The sequence below is a fragment of the Variovorax sp. 160MFSha2.1 genome (assembly GCF_048305075.1).
Lineage (GTDB): Bacteria > Pseudomonadota > Gammaproteobacteria > Burkholderiales > Burkholderiaceae_C > Variovorax > Variovorax guangxiensis.
Window position 1 is genome coordinate 1840931 of record NZ_CP157624.1, and the last position, 20739, is coordinate 1861669.

Genomic DNA, 20739 nt, shown 5'->3' on the forward strand with positions numbered 1-20739 from the left:
AGCACTCTGCGTACGAGCCAATTCAAGTACTTAAGCGTTCCCGTTGATGAATCACATCAGAAATTTTTCGATCATTGCGCACATCGACCATGGCAAGTCGACGCTCGCAGACCGTTTGATCCAACGTTGCGGCGGCCTCGCGGAGCGCGAGATGGAAGCGCAGGTCCTCGACTCGATGGACATCGAAAAAGAGCGTGGGATAACCATCAAGGCGCAGACGGCTGCGCTGCAGTACAAGGCGCTCGACGGCAAGGTCTACAACCTCAATCTGATCGACACGCCGGGCCACGTCGACTTCTCGTATGAAGTGAGCCGCTCGCTGTCCGCATGCGAAGGTGCGCTGCTCGTCGTCGATGCATCGCAGGGCGTCGAAGCGCAGACGGTGGCCAACTGCTACACCGCGCTCGACCTCGGCGTCGAGGTGGTGCCGGTGCTCAACAAGATGGACCTGCCGCAGGCCGACCCCGACACGGCGAAGGCCGAGATCGAGGACGTGATCGGCATCGACGCGAGCGATGCGATCCCATGCTCGGCGAAGACCGGCATGGGCATCGACGAGATCCTCGAGGCGATCGTCGCGAAGGTGCCGGCGCCGCGCGGCAATCCCGAGGGCGCGCTGCGCGCGATGATCATCGACAGCTGGTTCGACGCCTACGTCGGCGTGGTCATGCTGGTGCGCGTGGTCGACGGCCGCCTCGCCAAGGGCGACCGCATCAAGATGATGGCGACCGGCGCGAGCTACAACGCCGACAACCTCGGCGTGTTCACGCCCGCCAACCAGCCGCGCGAAGCGCTCGAGGCAGGCGAGGTGGGCTACATCATCGCCGGCATCAAGGAGTTGCAGGCGGCCAAGGTGGGCGACACCGTCACGCTGATCAAAGGGGGCACTGGCGGCGCGGCCTTCACCGCCACCGAGCCGCTGCCGGGCTTCAAGGAAATCCAGCCGCAGGTCTTCGCCGGGCTCTACCCGACCGAGGCCAGCGAGTACGACTCGCTGCGCGACGCGCTCGAGAAGCTCAAGCTGAACGACGCCTCGCTGCACTACGAGCCCGAGGTCAGCCAGGCGCTGGGCTTCGGCTTCCGCTGCGGCTTCCTCGGCCTGCTGCACATGGAGATCGTGCAGGAGCGCCTGGAGCGCGAGTTCGACCAGGACCTGATCACGACCGCGCCGAGCGTGGTCTACCAGGTGCTCAAGAACGACGGCGAGGTCATCATGGTCGAGAACCCGTCCAAGATGCCCGACATCGGCCGCATGGCCGAAATCCGCGAGCCGATCGTCACGGTTCATCTCTACATGCCTCAGGACTACGTCGGCCCGGTGATGACGCTGGCCAACCAGAAGCGCGGCGTGCAGATCAACATGGCCTACCACGGCCGCCAGGTCATGCTGACCTACGAGATGCCGCTCGGCGAGATCGTGCTCGACTTTTTCGACAAGCTGAAATCGGTGAGCCGCGGCTACGCCTCGATGGACTATGAGTTCAAGGAGTACCGCGCCTCCGACGTGGTGAAGGTCGACATCCTGCTCAACGGCGACAAGGTAGACGCGCTGTCGATCATCGTGCACCGCAGCCAGTCGCAGTTCCGCGGCCGGGCGGTGGTCTCGAAGATGCGCGAGATCATCTCGCGCCAGATGTACGACGTCGCGATCCAGGCGGCCATCGGGGCCAACATCATTGCGCGTGAGACAATCAAGGCCCTTCGCAAGAACGTTCTGGCGAAGTGCTACGGCGGCGACATCACCCGCAAGAAGAAGCTGCTCGAGAAGCAGAAGGCGGGCAAGAAAAGAATGAAGCAGATCGGCTCCGTCGAGGTCCCGCAAGAGGCCTTCCTCGCCATCCTGCAAGTCGAAGACTGATCGAAAAATGGCATTCATCACCTCCCTGGTCCTCGCGGCCTTCGCCGCCTACGTCGGCGCCTGGTACTTCAACATGATCGAAGGCAACTTCGCCTTGCTGCTGTTCCTGGCGACGGTGGTCACCGGCCTCTACTGGCTGGCCGAGCGCTTCTACTTCCTGCCGCGGCGCGAGCAGGCCGCCGCGAAGCTCGAAGCCTCGCTGGCCGAGCGCAACGCGCGCCTGGCGGGGCAGGGCATCAACCAGGTCGACACGGTCGACGCCAAGGCGAGCGAGCGGCTGCTGATGCAGCCCTGGTGGCTCGACTGGACCGCCGGCCTGTTCCCGGTGATCCTGGTGGTGTTCCTGCTGCGCTCGTTCCTCTACGAGCCCTTCAAGATCCCGTCGGGCTCGATGATGCCCACGCTGCTGACCGGCGACCTGATCCTGGTCAACAAGTTCACCTACGGCCTGCGCCTGCCGGTCATCAACACCAAGATCACCGAAGGCACGCCGCTGGCGCGCGGCGACGTGGTGGTGTTCCGCTACCCGCCCAAGCCGAGCATGGACTACATCAAGCGCGTGGTCGGCATTCCGGGCGACGAGGTCGCCTACCTGAACAAGAAGCTCACGATCAACGGCCAGCCGGTCTCCAAGGTGGCTGCCGCCGACTACCTCGACGGCGAATCGATGCGCCTGCTCAAGCAGTTCGACGAGAACCTGGGCGGCAAACAGCACAAGATCCTCAACGACGATGCCTCGCCGGCATTCGTGCCCGGCGCCAGCGACTTCCCGTTCCGCGAAAACTGCCGCTACTCGGTCGAAGGCGTTGTCTGCAAGGTGCCGCCTGGCAACTATTTCATGATGGGCGACAACCGCGATAATTCGGCCGACTCGCGTTTCTGGGGATTCGTGCCGGACAAGAACATCGTGGGCAGGGCCTTCTTCGTCTGGATGAATTTCGGCGACCTGGGACGCATCGGTCCGTTTCAATAAACAAGCGTTCATCGCAAGCACAGTTCGAGGGGTATGAGGGCATGAGAGCACATCGGTCCGTTCGCAGCAGCGCTGCGCAGCAACGTGGCATTTCGTTCATCGGCTTGGTGTTCGTCGCGGCCGTGCTCGGGTGCCTGGGCGTGGTCATCGCACAGGTCATTCCGACGCTGATCGAATGGCAGGCCATCGACAAGGCCGCAAACAAGGCCAAGGAGGGCACCACGGTGCCCGAGGTGCGCGCCATCTTCGATCGCGCCCAGGCCATCGACGACTTCAAGTCGGTCAGCGGCAAGGACCTCGAAATCAAGAAGGTCGGCGACAAGGTGGTGGTTTCGTACTCGTACGAGCGCGAGATCCCGCTCTTCGGCCCGGCCTACCTCACGCTCAAGTACAAGGGCGAAACCCGCTGAACACGGCACCCAAAAAGGTGGACGGCAGCCTGGCCGCGTTGCAGGCGCGCCTGCAGCACACCTTCTCCGATCCGCGGCTGCTGCAGCTCGCGCTCACGCACCGCAGCTTCTCGGCCGACCACAACGAGCGCCTCGAATTCCTCGGCGACTCGGTGCTGAACCTGGCGGTCTCGCACCTGCTCTACCAGCGCCTGTCGGCGCTGCCCGAGGGCGACCTTTCGCGCGTGCGGGCCAACCTTGTCAAACAGGACACCCTGCATCGCCTGGCCGTAGGTCTGGCACTGTCACCGCTGCTGCGGCTTGGCGAAGGCGAAGCGCGCTCGGGCGGGCCGAACCGGCCATCGATCCTGGCCGATGCGCTGGAAGCACTGATCGGTGCCGTTTATCTCGATGCGGGCTTCGCCGCCGCCCAGGCGCTGGTGCACCGGCTCTATGAGTCGGTCGAGATCAACCCGCGCATGGAAGCCGCGGCCAAGGACCCGAAGACCGAATTGCAGGAATGGCTGCAGGGTCACAAAATGAAGCTGCCGGTGTACCGCGTGGCCGCCACACTGGGCGCGGCGCACAAGCAGACTTTCGATGTCGAGTGCGAGGTGCCCGAGCTGGGCTTTCGCGAACGCGGCATCGGCGGCTCGCGCCGCGCCGGCGAGCAGGCTGCCGCGGCGGCCATGTTGATCCGGCTCAAGGCACGCGGCGGCGCGTGAAATCCAGAATGAACGATGCTATCAATCCCGTAGCGGAACCCGAAGATGCCGAAGGCGGCGAGGGGGCCGCTGGTTCCCAAGGCCACCAGGGCCCCCAGCACTGCGGCCTCATCGCCATCGTCGGCAAGCCCAACGTGGGCAAGTCGACGCTGCTCAACGCCCTGGTCGGCCAGAAGATCAGCATCACCTCGCGCAAGGCGCAGACCACGCGCCACCGCATCACCGGCATGCGCACGCTGGGCGCCACGCAGTTCGTGTTCGTCGACACGCCGGGCTTCCAGACCCTGCACGCCAACGCGCTGAACAAGTCGCTCAACAAGACCGTGCAGGGCGCGGTCGGCGACGTGGACCTGATCCTGTTCGTGGTCGAGGCCGGCAGTTTCACCCAGGCCGACGAGCGCGTGCTCAAGCTGCTCGGCAAGGGTATTCCGACGGTACTGCTGGCCAACAAGCTGGACAACGTGCACCGCCGCGGCGACATCGCGCCCTGGCTGAAGAGCATGCAGGAGAAGCACGAGTTCGCCGAATACGTGCCGATGTCGGCCAAGAACCCGAAGGACGTCGAGCGCCTGTTCGGCATCTGCGAGAAATACCTGCCCGAGCAGCCCTGGTTCTACGACGAGGACGAGCTGACCGACCGCAGCGAGAAGTTCCTCGCCGGCGAGCTGGTGCGCGAGAAGCTGTTCCGCCTGACCGGCGACGAACTGCCCTACACCTCCACCGTCGTCATCGACAAGTTCGACGAGGAGCCGCCCCAGAAGAAGGGCCAGAAGCGCCTGCTGCGCATCGCCGCCACCATCGTGGTCGAGCGCGACGGCCACAAGGCCATGGTGATCGGAGACAAGGGCGAGCGCATCAAGCGCATTGGCATGGAAACCCGCGTCGAGCTCGAGAAGCTGGCCGATGCCAAGGTGTTCCTCGAGCTGTGGGTGAAGGTGCGCTCCGGCTGGGCCGACGACGAAGCGCGCGTGCGTTCCTTCGGCTACGAATAAACAGGCAAACCCCCAGGCTTGCTCGCTTCGCGTAGCCGCCAACCCCCTTGCAGGGGGCAACGCCAGCGGCCCGGCAAAGCCGGTTCCGCGACGTTTGCCGGCCTGAAGCCTCGATGCTCGACTGCTCACTGACATGGCCACCCACCGCGTTTCGCACGAGCCGGCTTACGTCCTCCATCGCTACGACTGGAGCGAGTCGAGCCTGATCCTCGAAGTCTTCACCCGGCACCACGGGCGCATCGCGCTCGTGGCCAAGGGGGCGAAGCGGCCCAGTTCCAACTTCCGCCCGGTGCTGCTGCCGCTGCAGCCGCTGCAGCTCAACTACGGCGGCGACGCCGAAATCCGCACGCTCAAGGGCGCCGAATGGATGGGCGGCCACGTGATGCCGACCGGCGAGGCGCTGCTGTCGGGCTACTACGTCAACGAGCTGCTGCTGCGCCTGCTGGCGCGCGACGACGCCCACGAGGCGCTGTTCGATGCCTACGCCGGCGTCGTGCAGGTGCTGGCGAGCGAGCACGGCGGTGCGCAGGCAGCGGCCCAGGCGGCCGCGCTGCGCGCCTTCGAGCTGCTGCTGCTGCGCGAAGTCGGCCTGCTGCCGTCGCTCGACGTCCAGACCCTGACGCTGGAGCCGCTCGCCGGCGGGCTGCGCTACAGCCTCGTGCCCGAGGCCGGCCTGCGCGAGGTCGGCGACGACGAGGCCGCGCTGACCGGCGCCGACTGGCAGGCGCTGCAGGCCGTGCTGGACGACCGCGCGCCATTTACCGCTACCTTGCGTGAAATTGCCACCATGAACGCCGGCAGCAACAGTGCCCTGCGAAACCAGCTGCGCGCCTTGCTCAACTACCATTGCGGCGTGTCCACGCTGCGAACGCGGCAAATGATGAGAGACCTGCAAGCACTATGAGCACTCCGGGCCAAGCCGGCGCCAGCGCCGCCACCTCGCTGTCCGTCAACCTCAACAAGGTCGCGCTGGTGCGCAACACGCGCCACCTCGGCATTCCGAGCGTGGTGAAGGCCGCCCAGGCCTGCCTGGCCGCCGGTGCCCACGGCATCACGGTGCATCCGCGGCCGGACGCACGCCACATCCGCGCGCACGACGTGAGCGATCTTTCCGCGCTGCTCGCCAAGGACTGGCCGGGCATCGAATTCAACATCGAGGGCAACCCCTTCCAGAACCTGATGGACTTCGTGCGCGCGCTCAAGCCGCACCAGGCCACCTTCGTGCCCGACAGCGAGACCCAGTCGACCAGCGACCACGGCTGGACCTTCCCCGACGACGCCGAGCGCCTGCGCCCGCTGATCGCCGAAGCCAAGGCGCTGGGCGTGCGCGTCAGCCTGTTCATGGACCCGATTCCCGAGATGATGGCCGCCGTCAAGGCCGTGGGCGCTGACCGGGTCGAGCTCTACACCGAAGGCTACGCCGCCTCCCGCGGCACCCCGAACGAGCAGACCGTGCTCGCGCGCTATGCCGAAACGGCGCGCGCGGCCATAGCGGCAGGCCTAGGCGTCAACGCCGGGCACGACCTGAGTCGCGACAACCTCACGGCCTTCCTGCGCGCCGTGCCGGGCGTGCAGGAGGTTTCCATCGGTCATGCCTTCGTCGCCGACGCGCTCGAGCTCGGCTACACGGCCGCCACGCGCGACTACCTGCGTTGCATCCGTGAGGCGAGCCAGCAGCAACAGCAGCAACAACAATGAGCGCCGTCGCCGCATGATCTACGGCATTGGCACCGACATCTGCGACCTGCGTCGCATCGCCGCGACCTTCGAGCGCCAGGGCGAACGCTTTGCCCGCAAGGTGCTGAGCGATGCCGAGTTCAAGGTCTGGCAGGCCCGCAGCGCGCGTTGGCCGAAGCGCGGCCTGAGCTACCTCGCTACCCGTTTTTCCGCCAAGGAGGCCTTCAGCAAGGCGATCGGGCTGGGCATGCGCATGCCCATGAGCTGGCGCCTGTGCGAGATCGCCAACCTGCGCAGCGGCAAGCCGGTCATCGTGCTGCACGGCGCCCTGAAGGAGTGGTTCGAGGAACAGGGCCTCACGGCCCACGTGACCGTGACCGACGAAACCGAATACGCCGCGAGCTTCGTGGTGGTGGAGAAGATATAGATATGACCGCCGGGCTTGCAGAAGACCGCCCCCATGCGCCGCTGATCATCGACGTTGCCGGCACGGCGCTGACAGACGCCGACCGCCGTCGCCTCGCCGACCCGCTCGTCGGCGGCGTGATCCACTTTGCCCGCAACTGGCAGGACCGCGCGCAGATGACCGCGCTCAATGCCGAGATCAAGTCGATCCGGCCCGACCTGCTGATCTGCGTCGATCACGAGGGCGGCCGCGTGCAGCGCTTCCGCACCGACGGCTTCACCCACCTGCCGACGATGCGCGCGCTCGGCGAACTCTGGATGCGCGACGCCATGCGCGCCACCCAGGCCGCCACGGCCGTCGGGCAGGTGCTGGCCGGCGAGCTGCGTGCCTGCGGCGTCGACTTCAGCTTCGCACCGGTGCTCGACCTGGACTACGGCGGCAGCAGCGTCATCGGCACCCGCAGCTTCCACCGCGACCCGCGCGTGGTCGCGCTGCTGGCCAAGAGCGTGATGCACGGCATGCTGCAGATGGGCATGCGCAACTGCGGCAAGCACTTTCCGGGACACGGTTTCGTGCACGCCGACTCGCACGTCGAGATCCCGGTGGACAAGCGCAGTCTCAAGGCCATCCTGGCCGACGACGCGAAGCCATACGACTGGCTGTCGGGCTCGCTCGCGGCCGTGATGCCGGCGCATGTGATCTATCCGAAGGTCGACAAGCGGCCGGCGGGTTTCTCCTCGAAATGGCTGGGCGAGGTCCTGCGCCGGCGCTTCGGCTTCGACGGGGCGGTGTTCAGCGACGACCTTAGCATGGAGGCCGGGCGCTACATCGACGGGCAGCTGCTCAGTTTTACCGACGCGGCGCTGGCGGCGCTGGAAGCCGGCTGCGACATGGCGCTGCTGTGCAACCAGAGCATCGGTGACGGTGCACCGCTCGACGGCTTCCTGGCGGGCTTCGCGGCCGCCGCGCGCGCGGGCCGGTGGCGGCCGGGCGCGGACAGCGAGGCGCGCCGCCTGGCGCTGCTGCCTCAGGGCGCGGCGCCCGGCTGGGAGGCGCTCATCGGCTCGCGCGCCTACCGCGACGCGAGGCGTCTGGCGGACATCTGACGACCGCCCAGCCGACCCGGAGCTTGCGATGCCCTTGTGCCTCAGCCTCTTCCACCGCATGGACGAGGCGGTGCTGCGCAACCACGCGCATTACTGCCGCCTGTTCGGCTACCCCCACCAGTGGGCCAGCAGCGAGCGGCTGATGCACTCGGCGCTGCGTGCCGGCGCCAAGTACAGCACGATCCTGCGCCACCTGCGTCCGCTGGCCGAGGGCGACTGGCTGCTCTTCCTCGACGGCGATTCGGTGGTCTTCCACCCGGTGGCCATCGATGTCCTGATGCAGGGGCGCGACCTGCTGGTGGTTGAAGGGCCTCGGCCCGAAAGCCAGCCCGGCCCGGCCATGACGAACATGATGGTGGTGCGCAACACGCAGGCCAACCGCGCGCTGCTGCACCAGCTGATCGTGGACGCGGGCCACGTGGTCGCGCTGGAGTCCGACTGGCTCGACGAGGCCGCGCGGCTGCGCCCGGCGGGCCTGCTGCTCGAGTGCAACGCGGTGCTGGCCGACGTCTACGTCAACGTGTCTTGGCGCATCGCCCAGTGGCACGAGGCGCGGGTCTTCGTGGTCAACCTGGCCTCGCCGCCGGTGCCGCTGCCGGGCGGCGGTTGGCGCGACGAGATCCTGCACGACACGAACCTGCAGGCCCTGCTGGCGCGAGAGGTCAACGCGGCCTTGATGGACGGCCGGCCGGTGCTGCAGCCGCCGCGCTACCCGGCGCTCGGCAACGAGCCGCTGAGCAGCTTCAACCCCGGCGCGCGCATCGCGTTCCTCACGCTCTACACCCACCATGTCGAGACCTATGCGAGGGTGTCCGAGCACAACGTGCGCCGCTACTGCCAGCGGCATGGCTACGCGTACCACGTCTACCGCGAGATCCCCGGGGGCATCGGGCCGGGCATCAACGGCTCCTGGGTCCGCAGCTGGCTGCTGCAGCAGCACCTCGCGGACCACGACTGGGTGATCTGGATCGATGCCGACATCCTTTTTTGCAACCAGCAGCGCCCGATCGAGCCCCTGCTGGCGGGCCGCGACCTGCTGCTGGCGAAGGACGTGGGCGCCTGGCTGTTCAATTCCGGCGTGATGGGCTTTCGCAATACCCCGCGCAACCTCGAACTGCTGGCGCGCATCTGGGCGCGCATCGGCGAGGTGGCCGACAAGTCGGGCGTCTACAGCAGCATGGGCGACCAGTACTACACCAACGAGGTGCTCAAGCAGGAAGGCCGGCTGGACGAAGACAGCGTGCTCGACAACCTGAGCATCAATACGCCGCCACTGCTGGCCGGCGAAGACACGCTGCTCGTGCACTTCGTGAGCCTCGTCGAGCCCTACAGGTCGGTGTACATGGCGGCGATGGATGCCGCGTCGCAGCAGATCCGGTAGGGAGCGGGCAGGGCGGGCGGATGCCCTTTCCCATGCAATCACCGGGCGCAAATGCGCACAAGCTGGCAAACACGGCCGCCGGGCGGCCCGGGGGCTCCTGTAAAGTCAAAAGTCCTGAATCAAGCGGTCCCGGGGGAGAGTTTTCATGGCGCACATCGGCGAATCCTGGCTGACTTTCGACAGCCTGACGCAACACGTGATCAAGGCGATCGGTCCCAGGCGCATCCTGGACATCGGCGCCGGGGGCGGCAAGTACGGCGCCCTGCTCAGGGACATCGTGCCCGAGTGCGAGCTGACCGCCCTGGAGTGCGACGAAATGGCGTTTCCCCGGCTGCGCGAGGTCGGCTACCACCAGATCCTGCCGATCACGGCCGACAAGCTCTACGAGCGCAGCGGCGAACTCTACGACGTGGTGATCCTGGGCGACGTCATCGAGCACATGCTCCATTCGCAGGGCCGCGACCTGCTCGAGTTCCTCAACTATCGGTCGCGCTATCTCATCATTTCCACGCCGGAATGCATGCCGATGAGCCGCCCTATCTTCTTCGAGGGCCACAACTCGCTGTGGCGCCCCGACTCGTTCGGCTGGCACGACTACTGGGCCCACCAGCAGTGCGGCGTGATGCACTTCTATCTGCTGCGGGGGCACGACAACTGGGCCGGGCCCGGGCTGGCCGAGGTGGTCGACGCGGTCAACGGCGCGGGGCTCTTCAACGAGCATTCCAGCGGCAGGAAGGAGCCCGTCAACCTGGCGATCCGCGATACCCGCTACAAGGAGACGTCCGACGGGCACAATTTCGTGCTGTACCGCCCCCTCTGATGGATGGAAGCTGCCCCATGGCCGAAGCCGGAACCGACGAAAAAACCTCCCTGCGCGACGTGGACATCATCGTCTCGTACAGGGAGGCGACCGAGGAGCGGCGCGAGAACCTCTATGCCGTACTGGCGCACCTGGGGCGAACCTACACCGACTACCGCCTGTGGCTGATGGAGGCGGCGCCGGCGCCGCGCTTCGACTGGCAGCGCCTGGGCGATCCCAGGATCCGGCATGTCTTCATCCATCACGAGGGGCCCTTTCCGAAGTCGATGCTCTACAACACGGGCGTGCGGCTGGCGCGCAGCCCCGTGATCTGCTTCCACGACGCTGACTCCATCGCCCAGCCCTGGACCCTGCGCGGCTGCATCGACGTCCTGCTCGACCGCGACACCAGCGACGTGCTGTGCCCCTACTGGAACGTGGTCAACGTGACGGGCGAACTCAAGCGCGAGTTCCTGGAGCGGCCCGACTACGCCCGCTTCGCGTCAATCGACGTGGAGAACCTGCCCCCCGACGCCGGCATCCTGTATGCGAATGCCAACGGCGGCATCGTGCTGTTCAAGCGCAGCGAATACATCCGCGTCGGCGGGTACAACGCACGGCTCGAAGGCTGGGGCGGCGAGGACGACGAGCTGCTGCGCCGGGCGGGCCGGCTGGGCGTGCGCTGGCACTCCATGCACGTGCCGCTCTTCCATCTGCACCACGACTCGGGTTCGCGCAATGCGCTGATCGAGGGCCTGGACGGCACGGAAAACCTGCGCGCCTCGCATGCCATCGAGAGCATGTCGCAGGAGGAGGTCGAGGCGCTGGCGCGCGAGCTGTCGTCCTTCTTCGCTTCCGACTGATCTGCCGTTCGCTGGTTGGTTCTTTCGCTCGTGCGTCAGACGCCTGCTCCAGCTGCCTGCATCCGGACACACCACGCCGGGAAATCTGCGAGCGCCGGGCCCGCGACCGGGAAGGGCGTTTCAGCGGTCCGGGCCGGCTGCGACCTCAGCTCTTGCCGAAGAGCTGTTGCCCGCCCAGGTCCAGGTGCGTCAGGTACAGCCGCAGGTCGAACTCGAGCTGCCCGTAGTCCGGCTCCATGTGCGTGCACAGCGCATAGAACGCCTTGTCGTGGTCGCGCTCCTTCATGTGCGCGAGTTCATGCACCACGATCATCCGCAGCCACGCCAGCGGCACTTCCTTGAACAGGCTCGCGACCCGGATTTCCCGCTTGGCCTTGAGCTTGCCGCCTTGCACGCGCGACACGGTGGTGTGGGTGCCCAGCGCGTTGCGGATCACGTGCAGCTTGTTGTCGAACATCACCTTCGACAGCGGCTCGGCCTTGCGCATGAATTCGCCCTTGAGTTCGCTCACGTAGCTGTAGAGCGCCCGGTCGGTCTGGATGTCGTGCACGCCGTCCGGGTAGCGCTGGCCGAGGAGGGCGCCGAGCCTGTCTTCGGCGATGAGCTGGCGGACCTGCTCCAGCAAGGGTGCCGGGTAGCCCGCCAGGTATTTCATGGAATGACCGAGCTCAGGCCCGGCGCTGCGTGCTGGTCGCGCAGGCCAGCCCGGTGGCGACGCCGCCGAAGAGGTCGCCCTCGACCAGGTTCACGCCCGCGAAGCTCCTGCGCAGGGCGTGCTGGAACGGGCGCAGCGCGGAAGAGCCGCCGGTGAGGTAGATCGCGTCGAGGTCGTTGCTGCGCAGGCCCGCGAGCTTGACGCAGGCGTGGGCGCAGGCGACCACGCTTTCCAGCGGCGCGGCCAGCTGCTGGCCCATGTCGTCCGGAGTCAGTGATGCCGCCAGTCCGCGTTCGGCGCTGCCGAGGTCGATGGCGGTCGGGGCATCGCTCAGCGAGACCTCGATCTTGGCTGCTTCCACCGCGCTCGCGATGCGGTGGCCGTGCCGCTCCTCGAGCACGGTCATCAGCCGGTCGTGCAGGCGCGTGTCGCTGTAGCTGGTGCGCAGGTCCTTCGCCTGCCGCAGCGCCTTGGCGGCGTAGAGCCAGTTGATCAGGTGCCAGGACGACAGCTCGAAGAACACCTTGCTCGGCACTTCGCGCCCCTGCGGGCCGTGATGGCGGAAGCCGAACTGCGGCATCACCTGTTCGAGGTTCAGCCGCTGGTCGAAGTCGGTGCCGCCGATGTGCACGCCGCTGGTGGCCAGCACGTCGTCGCCGCGGTCCTCGCGCGCGGCGCGCTCGGGGCCGACGCGTACGACGGTGAAGTCGGAGGTGCCACCGCCGATGTCGACGATGAGCACGATCGACTCCCTGGCGACGCGCTGTTCGTAGTCGAAGGCGGCCGCGATGGGTTCGAGCTGGAACGAGATCTCGCGAAAGCCTGCGGCGCGCGCCGCGAGGCGCAGGCTTTCTTCCGCACGCTCGTCGCGCTTGGGGTCATCGTCCACGAAATGCACCGGGCGCCCGATCACCACGCGCCCCGGCATCTGGCCGAGCTCGCGGCCGGCGCGCACGGCCAGTTCGCGCAGGAAGCGCGCGATGATGTCCTCGAAGCTCACGAGGCCGTCGTAGATGGCCGTCTTCTCCTGCATCAGCGCGCTGCCGAGCAGGCTCTTGAGCGATCGCATCAGCCGGCCCTCGGTGCCCGAGAGGTATTGGCCGATGGCGTCGCGGCCGAAGTGCGTCGTGCGGTCTTCGGCGTTGAAGAAGATCGCGGTGGGAAGGGTGGTGGCCGAGCCCTCGATGGGCAGAAGGCGGACTTCTCCGCCTACCCGGCAAGCGACAGCGGAATTGGAGGTGCCGAAGTCGATGCCGATCGTCGGCAACGACGACGGTGCCTTCACGATCAGGATTCCCTGCGCAGCGCCGGGAACAGGATCACGTCGCGGATGCTCGGCGAATCGGTCAGCAGCATCATCAGCCGGTCGATGCCGATGCCGCAGCCGCCGGTGGGCGGCATGCCGTACTCGAGGGCGCGCACGAAGTCGTGGTCGTAGTACATGGCTTCGTCGTCGCCGCTGTCCTTGGCGGCCACCTGCGCGTTGAAGCGCGCGGCCTGGTCCTCGGCATCGTTCAGTTCGCTGAAGCCGTTGCCGAACTCGCGGCCGGTGATGTAGAGCTCGAAGCGCTCCGTGACCTCGGGGCGCTCGTCGTTGGCGCGCGCCAGCGGCGAGATCTCGGTCGGGTGCTCCATGATGAAGGTCGGCTGCCAGAGCTTCTCTTCCACGGTTTCCTCGAAGAACAGCACCTGCAGGCTGGCGAGGCTGCGCTGCGAGAGCTTGTCCTTCTCCTCGTTCATGCCGAGCTTGCGCAGCGCGGCGATGAGCCAGGCGCTGTCGTCGACGCCCTGCGCCACGCCTTCGGCCTCGGTGTACTTGAGGATCGCCTCGCGGATCGTCAGGCGCTGGAAGGGCTGCGTCAGGTCGACCGGCTTGCCCTGGTAGGTGAGCTGCTGCGTGCCCACGGCCTTGTCGGCGATGGTGCGGATCAGCGTCTCGGTGAAGTCCATCAGGTCGCGGTAGTTCCAGTAGGCCGCGTAGAACTCCATCATCGTGAACTCGGGGTTGTGCCGCACCGAGATGCCCTCGTTGCGGTAGCTCCGGTTGATCTCGAAGACGCGCTCGAAGCCGCCGACGATCAGGCGCTTGAGGTAGAGTTCGGGCGCGATGCGCAGGAACATCTCCTGGTCGAGCGCGTTGTGGTGCGTCTTGAAGGGCTTGGCGTTGGCGCCGCCCGGAATCGGGTGGAGCATGGGCGTCTCGACCTCGAGGAAGTCGTTGGACACCATGAACTCGCGCAGCGCGCTCACCGCCTTGCTGCGCGCGGTGAAGCGCTTGCGGGCGGATTCGTCGGTGATCAGGTCGACGTAGCGCTGGCGGTACTTCTGCTCCTGGTCGGCCATGCCATAGAAGTCGCCCGGTAGCGGACGCAGGCTCTTGGTCAGCAGGCGCAGCTTCGTGACCTTGATCGACAGTTCGCCCGTCTTGGTCTTCATCAGCGTGCCTTCGGCTCCGAGGATGTCGCCCAGGTCCCACCGCTTGAATTCGGCGTACGCCTCCTCACCGACGGCATCGCGCGTGACGTAGAGCTGAATACGGCTGGTGGTGTCTTGCAAGGTCGCGAAGCTGGCCTTGCCCATCACGCGCTTGAGCATCATGCGGCCTGCAACGCTCACGGCGACAGCCTGTGCTTCGAGCGCCTCGGGCTCGATGGCGCCATGAGCCTCGATCAACGCCGCGGCGCGGTGTGCCGGCTTGAAGTCATTGGGGAATGCGACGCCCTTGCCCTCGGTCTGTGCTGTGCGCAGCAGTTTGAGCTTTTCGCGGCGTTCTGCGATGAGCTTGTTGTCGTCGACGGCTGGTGCAGCCGTTGCCGCTTCCGTCGCGGGCGTGGGGGTGTTGGGGGTCAGGTGATCGGACATGGGAGGCGGATGGCGCGCAACCGGGAGCGTGCGCGGGCCCGGCATTTTAGCCGATCGGGTTTGAATAAAACCGGCCCGGAGCGCCCGTCGATCCTGCGCTATGTGCTATGAAAAATGGAGCGACCTATTCAGTGATGCCGGTGCGTGCGAGCAGATCGCTGACCAGCTCCAGCCGCATCAGCGGGCTGTCGAGCTCCATCAGCCTCTGGCGCAGCTCCAGCTGCATCGGCACCAGTTCGCACCATCGGTTGGCCACCCAGCCGCAATCGTCGAAGCGATAGGGTTCGGCAATCGGCAGCCGCACCGCCCCGCCTTGGGCGCGCTTGCGCTCCTCGAGGGTGCCGACAAGGCGCTGCAGCGCGGTGGACGTGTGCCGCAGGTCGTCGGGAATCTCGAGCGCGACGTCGTCGTTCACCGCCTCGACCTCGGCGACCCAGAGGCCGTGCTTCTGCAGTTCGTTGCTGCGGACCCTGAAGCGCTGCGTGCCCACGCACTCGATCTGCAGCAGGCCGCTTTGAGGAGACTCGAACTCGCGGATCATGGCCAGCGTGCCGATGGCGCAGAAGCTCTCGGCATCGGCGCCGGCCTTGCGCACCTCGCTGCCGCTGGTGAGGCTCACCACGCCGAAGGGCGCGTCGGCCTTGCGGCACTTGCCGATCATGTCGAGGTAGCGCACCTCGAAGATGCGCAGTGGAAGAAGACCGCCGGGAAAGAGCACCGTACCGAGCGGAAACAATGGCAGTGAATGCAAAAGGGGTTGTGTCGTCATCGAAGAGCCTTGCGTGGCTATCATCGCATTCCCCTCACGGCCGCGCCTCATGCTCTACCAGATTCCCTCGTTCCTTCTCGACGTGATCGTCGGTTTGCTCGGCGGCGCCTGCCTGCTGCGCCTGTACATGCAGTACCACCGCGTGCCCTTCGGCAACCCGCTTGGGCGCTTCGTGTTCGCCATCACCGACTGGATCGTGCTGCCGCTGCGGCGCATCGTGCCTTCCGTGAAGCGCTGGGACCTGGCCAGCCTGATCGCGGCCTGGTTGCTGGTGATGCTGAAGTTCCTGCTGCTGTGGCTGCTGGTGGGCAACCTGGGGCGCATCGCGACCCTGCCGCTGGTGTCGCTGGTGGGGCTGATGCAGCTGGCCGTCTCGGGCCTGACGGCACTGCTGGTGGTCTACGCGGTGCTGTCGTGGATTCCGAATGCGTCGCCGATGCTGCTCGACCTGATCTCCCGCCTGGCCGAGCCGCTGGTGCGGCCGTTCCGCCGCTTCATTCCGTTGATCGGCGGGGTCGACCTGTCGCCGCTGGCTGCCATCGTCGTGCTGCAGGTGATCGCGATCGTGCTGGGCAACCTGCTGGTGTTTGCTTACCAGCTGACCTTCTGAACGCCTGAATTCCGAAGCAAAAGGGCCCGGATGCATCGGCATCCGGGCCCTTTTGTTATTGCGTCAGCGTTTCGCTCAGCTCACCGCATCGGCCGGCTGGCGCAGCAGCATCGCCAGCGTGTTGGCGATGGTCTTGCGCAGTTCGCGACGGTCGCTGATGAAGTCGATCGCGCCCTTGGTCTGCAGGAACTCGGCGCGCTGGAAGCCTTCGGGCAGCGTCACGCGCACGGTCGATTCGATCACGCGCGGGCCGGCGAAGCCGATCAGCGCCTTCGGCTCGGCGATCACCACGTCGCCCACGAAGGCGAAGCCGGCCGACACGCCACCCATGGTCGGGTCGGTCAGAACGCTGATGTAGGGCAGGCCCTTCTTCGCCAGGCGCGTGAGCGCGGCGTTGGTCTTGGCCATCTGCATCAGCGAGAGCAGGCCTTCCTGCATGCGCGCGCCGCCGGTGGCGGTGAAGCAGATGAAGGGCACCTTCTGCTCGATGGCGGTTTCGACGCCGCGCACGAAGCGCTCGCCGACCACGCTGCCCATGGAGCCGCCCATGAACTCGAATTCGAAGCAGGCCACGACCACGCTGATGCTGTGCACCGAGCCGCCCATGACGACCAGCGCGTCGGTCTCGCCGGTGTTCTCCAGGGCTTCCTTCAGGCGCTCGGGGTACTTGCGGCTGTCCTTGAACTTCAGCGCGTCGACCGGCAGCACTTCCTGGCCGACTTCGTAGCGGCCTTCGGCATCGAGGAACGCGTCGAGCCGCGCGCGGGCGCTGATGCGGTGGTGATGGCTGCAGCTCGGGCAGACGTTCTGGTTGTGCTCGAGGTCGGTCTTGTACAGGACGGTCTCGCAGGCGGGGCACTTGATCCACAGGCCCTCGGGCACCTGGCGGCGCTCGGACGGGTCGGTTTGGGCGATCTTGGCGGGTAGCAGTTTTTCAAGCCAGCTCATGGGGGCTCCTTGTGTTGGCGGTGATTATCGACCAGCCGCGTTCTTGGCCGTCGCGGCGGGCAGCGCGTCGAGCGCCTCGCGGATGCCCGCGAGGAATTCGCGCACCGCCGGCACGACCTTGTCGCGGGGCTGGTCCTCGATGAGTTGGATGATCTTCGTGCCGATCACGACCGCGTCGGCGGCCGAGCCGATGGCCTGCGCCGTGGCGGCGTCGCGGATGCCGAAGCCCACGCCCACCGGGATGCTCACGTGCTCGCGGATGCGAGGGATCATCCGGCCGACGGCCTCGGTGTCGAGGTGGCCGGCGCCGGTCACGCCCTTGAGCGACACGTAGTAGACGTAGCCGCTCGCGATGCGCGCGACCTGGGCCATGCGCTCGTCGGTGCTGGTGGGGGCCAGCAGGAAGATCAGGTCGATGCCGGCGGACTTCAGCTCGGCGGCGAAGGCCTCGCATTCCTCGGGCGGGTAGTCAACCACCAGCAGGCCATCGACCCCCGCGGCGGCCGCGTCGCGGATGAAGGCCTTCTTGCCGTGCACCAGGTCGTAGCGCTCGACCGGGTTGGCATAGCCCATCAGCACCACGGGCGTGGTCGTGTCGGTCTTGCGGAAGGCCGCGACGATGGCGAGCACCTGCTTCATGCCCACGCCCAGCGCCAGCGCGGCCTCGCCGGCCTTCTGGATCACGGGGCCGTCGGCCATCGGGTCGGAAAATGGCACGCCCAGCTCGATCACGTCGGCGCCGGCCTCGACCATGCCGTGCATCAACTCCGGCGTGATGTCGGCGAAGGGGAAGCCCGCGGTCACATACGGAATGAGGGCGCGGCGGCCGTCTTTCTTCAGGGCCTCGAAGGTGGCTGCAATGCGGCTCATCACTTGCCTCCCTTCACGCTCAGGCCGCGCATCGAGGGGCGGTCGTAGAAATCGACGCCCGACAGGTCGGCGACGGTGCCGATGTCCTTGTCGCCGCGGCCCGAGAGGTTCACCAAAATCGACTGGTCGGGGCGCATGGTCTTGGCGAGCTTCAGCGCGTGGGCCACGGCGTGGCTGGATTCGAGCGCGGGGATGATGCCCTCCGTGCGGCACAGGTAGTGGAAGGCGTCCAGCGCCTCGGTGTCGGTGACGCCCACATACTCGGCGCGGCCGATGTCGGCCAGGTACGCATGCTCGGGGCCCACGCCGGGGTAGTCGAGGCCCGCGCTGATGCTGTGGGTCTCGGTGATCTGGCCGTCCTCGTTCTGCAGCAGGTAGGTGCGGTTGCCGTGCAGCACGCCGGGACTGCCGCGCAGGATGGAGGCCGAGTGCTTGCCGCTGTCGAGCCCTTCGCCCGCAGCCTCCACGCCGATCAGGCGCGTGCCGGTGAACGGGATGTAGGGGTGGAAGATGCCCATGGCGTTGCTGCCGCCGCCCACGCAGGCGATCACCACGTCGGGCTGCTTGCCCTCCGCTTCGCCGGTGATGCCGTCGGCCGCGAGCATGGCCGGCATCTGCTCGATGCACTCGGTGCCGATCACGCTCTGGAAGTCGCGCACCATGGTCGGGTAGGGGTGCGGGCCGGCGACGGTGCCGATGATGTAGAAGGTGTTCTCCACGTTCGTGACCCAGTCGCGCATCGCCTCGTTGAGCGCGTCCTTCAGCGTCTTGCTGCCGGATTCGACGGGCACCACGGTGGCGCCGAGCAGGTTCATGCGGTAGACGTTGGGGCTCTGGCGCTTCACGTCCTGGCTGCCCATGTAGACCACGCACTCGAGGCCGTAGCGCGCGCAGATGGTGGCGGTGGCCACGCCGTGCTGGCCGGCGCCGGTCTCGGCGATGACGCGGGGCTTGCCCATGCGGCGCGCGAGCATCGCCTGGCCGATCACGTTGTTGATCTTGTGGGCGCCGGTGTGGTTCAGGTCTTCGCGCTTCAGGTAGATCTGCGCGCCGCCCATTTCGCGGCTGGTGCGCGCCGCGTGGTAGATGGGCGAGGGACGGCCGACGAAGTGCTTGAGTTCGTAGTGGAATTCCGCGAGGAAGGCCGGATCGTTCTTGAACTTCGCGTACGCGTCGCGCAGTTCGTTGATCGCGTGGGTGAGCGTTTCGCTCGCGAAGGTGCCGCCGTAGTTGCCGAAGTGGCCGGTGGCATCGGGTTGCTGGTAGTCCTGGAATTGGCTTTGCATGGTTCTCGATCGGTGGGCCGCAGCCCGACGAACGATCGGCTGCGGCGGCTAACTGGAGAAGGACACGTCTGCAGCCCTGACTGCTGCGACGAACTGCCGGATCTTTCCGGCGTCCTTGAGGCCCTTGTTCCCGGGACCGTCGATTTCGACGCCCGAGCTCACATCAACGGACAGCGTCTTGCAGCGCGTCCGCAGGATGCGAATGCCATCGCCCACGTTTGCAGGTGTGAGCCCACCACTCAAGACGAGGTGAGCGTCGACGGCGGGTGGAAGAAGTGACCAATCGAATGCCTTGCCGCCACCGCCATAACCTTCGACATGCGCGTCGAGCAGGATGGCCTGGGCGTGGGAGTAATCGGACGCGTATTTTACGAGGTCGAAGCCGGCCCCGGCATCCCCCAGCGGAATCCGGGCGGCGCGCATGTAGCGGAAGCGCCCGCCGCCGGCGGCTTCCTCGCATTGCTGCGGCGTCTCTTCACCGTGGAATTGCGCGATCGAGCCCTTTACCTGGGCGAGTGATGCTATGACTTTGGGAGCATCCTCGTTCACGAACAGAAGCACGGGCGTGATGAACGGCGGCAGGCGCGAGGCCAGTTCGGCTGCACGCTCGGCGGTCACGGCACGGGGGCTCTTCGGATACAGCACGAAGCCGATGGCATCGGATCCGGCTTCGATTGCCGCGTCGACGTCGGCTTCGCGGGTCAGGCCGCAGATCTTGATGCGGGTTCGGGACAGGGCAGGCGCGCTCATGGCGGGCCATCATACGGAGCGCGGCCGGCCTGCAGCGTGGCTTCGTCCGGCAGACCCCACTTGGCGTCGTACAACGGGCCCATGAAATACAGGCCGTCGGCCGAGAAGGTGGGCGCCGCCGCATCCCGGCTGCGCGCCGCGAGCACCTGTGAGATCCACTCGGGCCGCTCGTCGCCGCGGCCGACGCGCAGGAGGCTGCCCATCAGGTTGCGGATCATGTGGTGCAGGAATGCATCGGCCTCGAACTCGAAGTGCCAGCGGCAGCGTTCTCCATTGCCGATGCGCGTGATCTCGATGCGCCGCAAGTCCTTGACCGGCGAGCGTGCCTGGCAGGCGGAGGCGCGGAACGAACTGAAGTCGTGCTGGCCGACCAGCAGGGCCGCAGCCGCACGCATCGCGTCGCCATCGAGCGGATGCATCGACCAGCCGACACGGCCTGAATCGAGGCTGGGCCGCACCGGCGATTGGGAGAGCACGTAGACGTAGCGGCGCGCCAGGGCGCTGGCGCGGCAGTGGAATTCGTCCGGCACGGGGTGCGCCCACTGCACCGCGATGTCGTCAGGCAGGAAGCGGTTGGTACCCCGCATCCAGGAGAAGGGTTCGCGCCTGGCGGTGGTGTCGAAGTGCACCACCTGCATCAGCGCGTGGACGCCCGCGTCGGTGCGTCCGGCGCACAGCGTCCTGATGGGCTGCGCGGTGAACTTCGTGAGGGCCGCCTCGAGCTTGTCCTGCACCGTGCGGCCCGAGGGCTGGCTCTGCCAGCCGTCGTACGCTTGGCCGTTGTACCGGATGCCGAGCGCCAGCCTCACGAATTCAGGGG

General features: G+C 66.8%; 22 protein-coding genes. 13 read left to right on the forward strand and 9 right to left on the reverse strand.

What is annotated here, in order from left to right:
* Positions 1–46: 46 nt before the first annotated feature.
* From lepA to ABL838_RS08090, 12 genes are all read left to right on the forward strand, one after another.
* Complete coding sequence (gene lepA / locus ABL838_RS08035; protein WP_126022649.1) at positions 47–1858, forward strand: translation elongation factor 4; 1812 nt, start codon at positions 47–49, stop codon at positions 1856–1858.
* Positions 1859–1865: 7 nt separating this feature from the next.
* On the forward strand, positions 1866–2831 hold the full coding sequence (gene lepB / locus ABL838_RS08040; RefSeq protein ID WP_418119515.1) for a signal peptidase I: 966 nt from the start codon (positions 1866–1868) through the stop codon (positions 2829–2831).
* A gap of 41 nt (positions 2832–2872) precedes the next feature.
* Positions 2873–3241 (forward strand): DUF4845 domain-containing protein, encoded by a 369-nt coding sequence (locus tag ABL838_RS08045; RefSeq protein WP_126022651.1) that lies wholly within the window; start codon positions 2873–2875, stop codon positions 3239–3241.
* Between the two features lie 17 nt (positions 3242–3258).
* Positions 3259–3945: a ribonuclease III gene (rnc, locus tag ABL838_RS08050; protein WP_126022652.1), complete on the forward strand. Its 687-nt coding sequence runs from the start codon at positions 3259–3261 to the stop codon at positions 3943–3945.
* Between the two features lie 8 nt (positions 3946–3953).
* A complete protein-coding gene (gene era, locus ABL838_RS08055) occupies positions 3954–4937 on the forward strand; it encodes a GTPase Era (RefSeq protein ID WP_126022653.1) in 984 nt (327 codons plus the stop codon).
* 133 nt (positions 4938–5070) lie between these two features.
* Positions 5071–5841 carry a DNA repair protein RecO gene (gene recO, locus ABL838_RS08060; RefSeq protein WP_418124993.1) on the forward strand — a complete coding sequence of 257 codons (771 nt, stop codon included), beginning with the start codon at positions 5071–5073 and terminating at the stop codon, positions 5839–5841.
* Entirely contained in the window at positions 5838–6635 is a 798-nt protein-coding gene (locus tag ABL838_RS08065; RefSeq protein WP_418124994.1) for a pyridoxine 5'-phosphate synthase, read from the forward strand. The genes recO and ABL838_RS08065 overlap by 4 nt, the downstream gene beginning before the upstream one ends.
* A gap of 13 nt (positions 6636–6648) precedes the next feature.
* Complete coding sequence (gene acpS / locus ABL838_RS08070; protein WP_369659255.1) at positions 6649–7041, forward strand: holo-ACP synthase; 393 nt, start codon at positions 6649–6651, stop codon at positions 7039–7041.
* A gap of 2 nt (positions 7042–7043) precedes the next feature.
* Positions 7044–8126, forward strand: coding sequence for a beta-N-acetylhexosaminidase (nagZ, locus tag ABL838_RS08075; RefSeq protein ID WP_418124995.1), 1083 nt, complete (start codon positions 7044–7046; stop codon positions 8124–8126).
* Between the two features lie 28 nt (positions 8127–8154).
* On the forward strand, positions 8155–9507 hold the full coding sequence (locus ABL838_RS08080; protein WP_369659253.1) for a galactosyl transferase GMA12/MNN10 family protein: 1353 nt from the start codon (positions 8155–8157) through the stop codon (positions 9505–9507).
* A gap of 145 nt (positions 9508–9652) precedes the next feature.
* Positions 9653–10327 carry a class I SAM-dependent methyltransferase gene (locus tag ABL838_RS08085; RefSeq protein WP_418124996.1) on the forward strand — a complete coding sequence of 225 codons (675 nt, stop codon included), beginning with the start codon at positions 9653–9655 and terminating at the stop codon, positions 10325–10327.
* Between the two features lie 17 nt (positions 10328–10344).
* Positions 10345–11169: a galactosyltransferase-related protein gene (locus ABL838_RS08090; protein WP_369659251.1), complete on the forward strand. Its 825-nt coding sequence runs from the start codon at positions 10345–10347 to the stop codon at positions 11167–11169.
* Between the two features lie 145 nt (positions 11170–11314).
* Here the strand turns inward: ABL838_RS08090 and ABL838_RS08095 are convergent, their stop codons facing one another.
* The 4 genes from ABL838_RS08095 to ABL838_RS08110 all read right to left on the reverse strand — a co-directional run bounded on the left by ABL838_RS08095 (position 11315) and on the right by ABL838_RS08110 (position 15455).
* Positions 11315–11824, reverse strand: a complete 510-nt coding sequence (locus ABL838_RS08095) for a M48 family metallopeptidase (protein WP_418124997.1) — start codon at positions 11822–11824, stop codon at positions 11315–11317.
* 13 nt (positions 11825–11837) lie between these two features.
* Positions 11838–13109, reverse strand: coding sequence for an Hsp70 family protein (locus ABL838_RS08100; RefSeq protein WP_418124998.1), 1272 nt, complete (start codon positions 13107–13109; stop codon positions 11838–11840).
* 2 nt (positions 13110–13111) lie between these two features.
* Positions 13112–14686: a lysine--tRNA ligase gene (gene lysS / locus ABL838_RS08105; protein ID WP_418124999.1), complete on the reverse strand. Its 1575-nt coding sequence runs from the start codon at positions 14684–14686 to the stop codon at positions 13112–13114.
* 124 nt (positions 14687–14810) lie between these two features.
* Positions 14811–15455 (reverse strand): LON peptidase substrate-binding domain-containing protein, encoded by a 645-nt coding sequence (locus ABL838_RS08110; protein WP_369659247.1) that lies wholly within the window; start codon positions 15453–15455, stop codon positions 14811–14813.
* A 49-nt stretch (positions 15456–15504) separates the two neighbouring features.
* Between ABL838_RS08110 and ABL838_RS08115 the strand changes: the two genes are divergently transcribed.
* A complete protein-coding gene (locus tag ABL838_RS08115; protein ID WP_126022930.1) occupies positions 15505–16065 on the forward strand; it encodes a YggT family protein in 561 nt (186 codons plus the stop codon).
* Positions 16066–16140: 75 nt separating this feature from the next.
* On the opposite strand, the gene accD is transcribed toward ABL838_RS08115, so the two are convergent.
* Genes accD through truA form a run of 5 tightly spaced genes read right to left on the reverse strand, consistent with a single transcriptional unit; the run spans position 16141 to position 20728 of the window.
* Positions 16141–17013 carry an acetyl-CoA carboxylase, carboxyltransferase subunit beta gene (gene accD, locus ABL838_RS08120; protein ID WP_418125000.1) on the reverse strand — a complete coding sequence of 291 codons (873 nt, stop codon included), beginning with the start codon at positions 17011–17013 and terminating at the stop codon, positions 16141–16143.
* A gap of 24 nt (positions 17014–17037) precedes the next feature.
* Entirely contained in the window at positions 17038–17883 is an 846-nt protein-coding gene (gene trpA, locus ABL838_RS08125) for a tryptophan synthase subunit alpha (protein ID WP_126022665.1), read from the reverse strand.
* Positions 17883–19169, reverse strand: coding sequence for a tryptophan synthase subunit beta (gene trpB / locus ABL838_RS08130; protein ID WP_418125001.1), 1287 nt, complete (start codon positions 19167–19169; stop codon positions 17883–17885). The genes trpA and trpB overlap by 1 nt, the downstream gene beginning before the upstream one ends.
* Before the next feature lie 48 nt (positions 19170–19217).
* Positions 19218–19919 carry a phosphoribosylanthranilate isomerase gene (locus tag ABL838_RS08135; protein WP_418125002.1) on the reverse strand — a complete coding sequence of 234 codons (702 nt, stop codon included), beginning with the start codon at positions 19917–19919 and terminating at the stop codon, positions 19218–19220.
* Positions 19916–20728 carry a tRNA pseudouridine(38-40) synthase TruA gene (gene truA / locus ABL838_RS08140; protein WP_184635533.1) on the reverse strand — a complete coding sequence of 271 codons (813 nt, stop codon included), beginning with the start codon at positions 20726–20728 and terminating at the stop codon, positions 19916–19918. Before truA ends, ABL838_RS08135 begins: the two co-directional genes overlap by 4 nt.
* Positions 20729–20739: the final 11 nt, after the last annotated feature.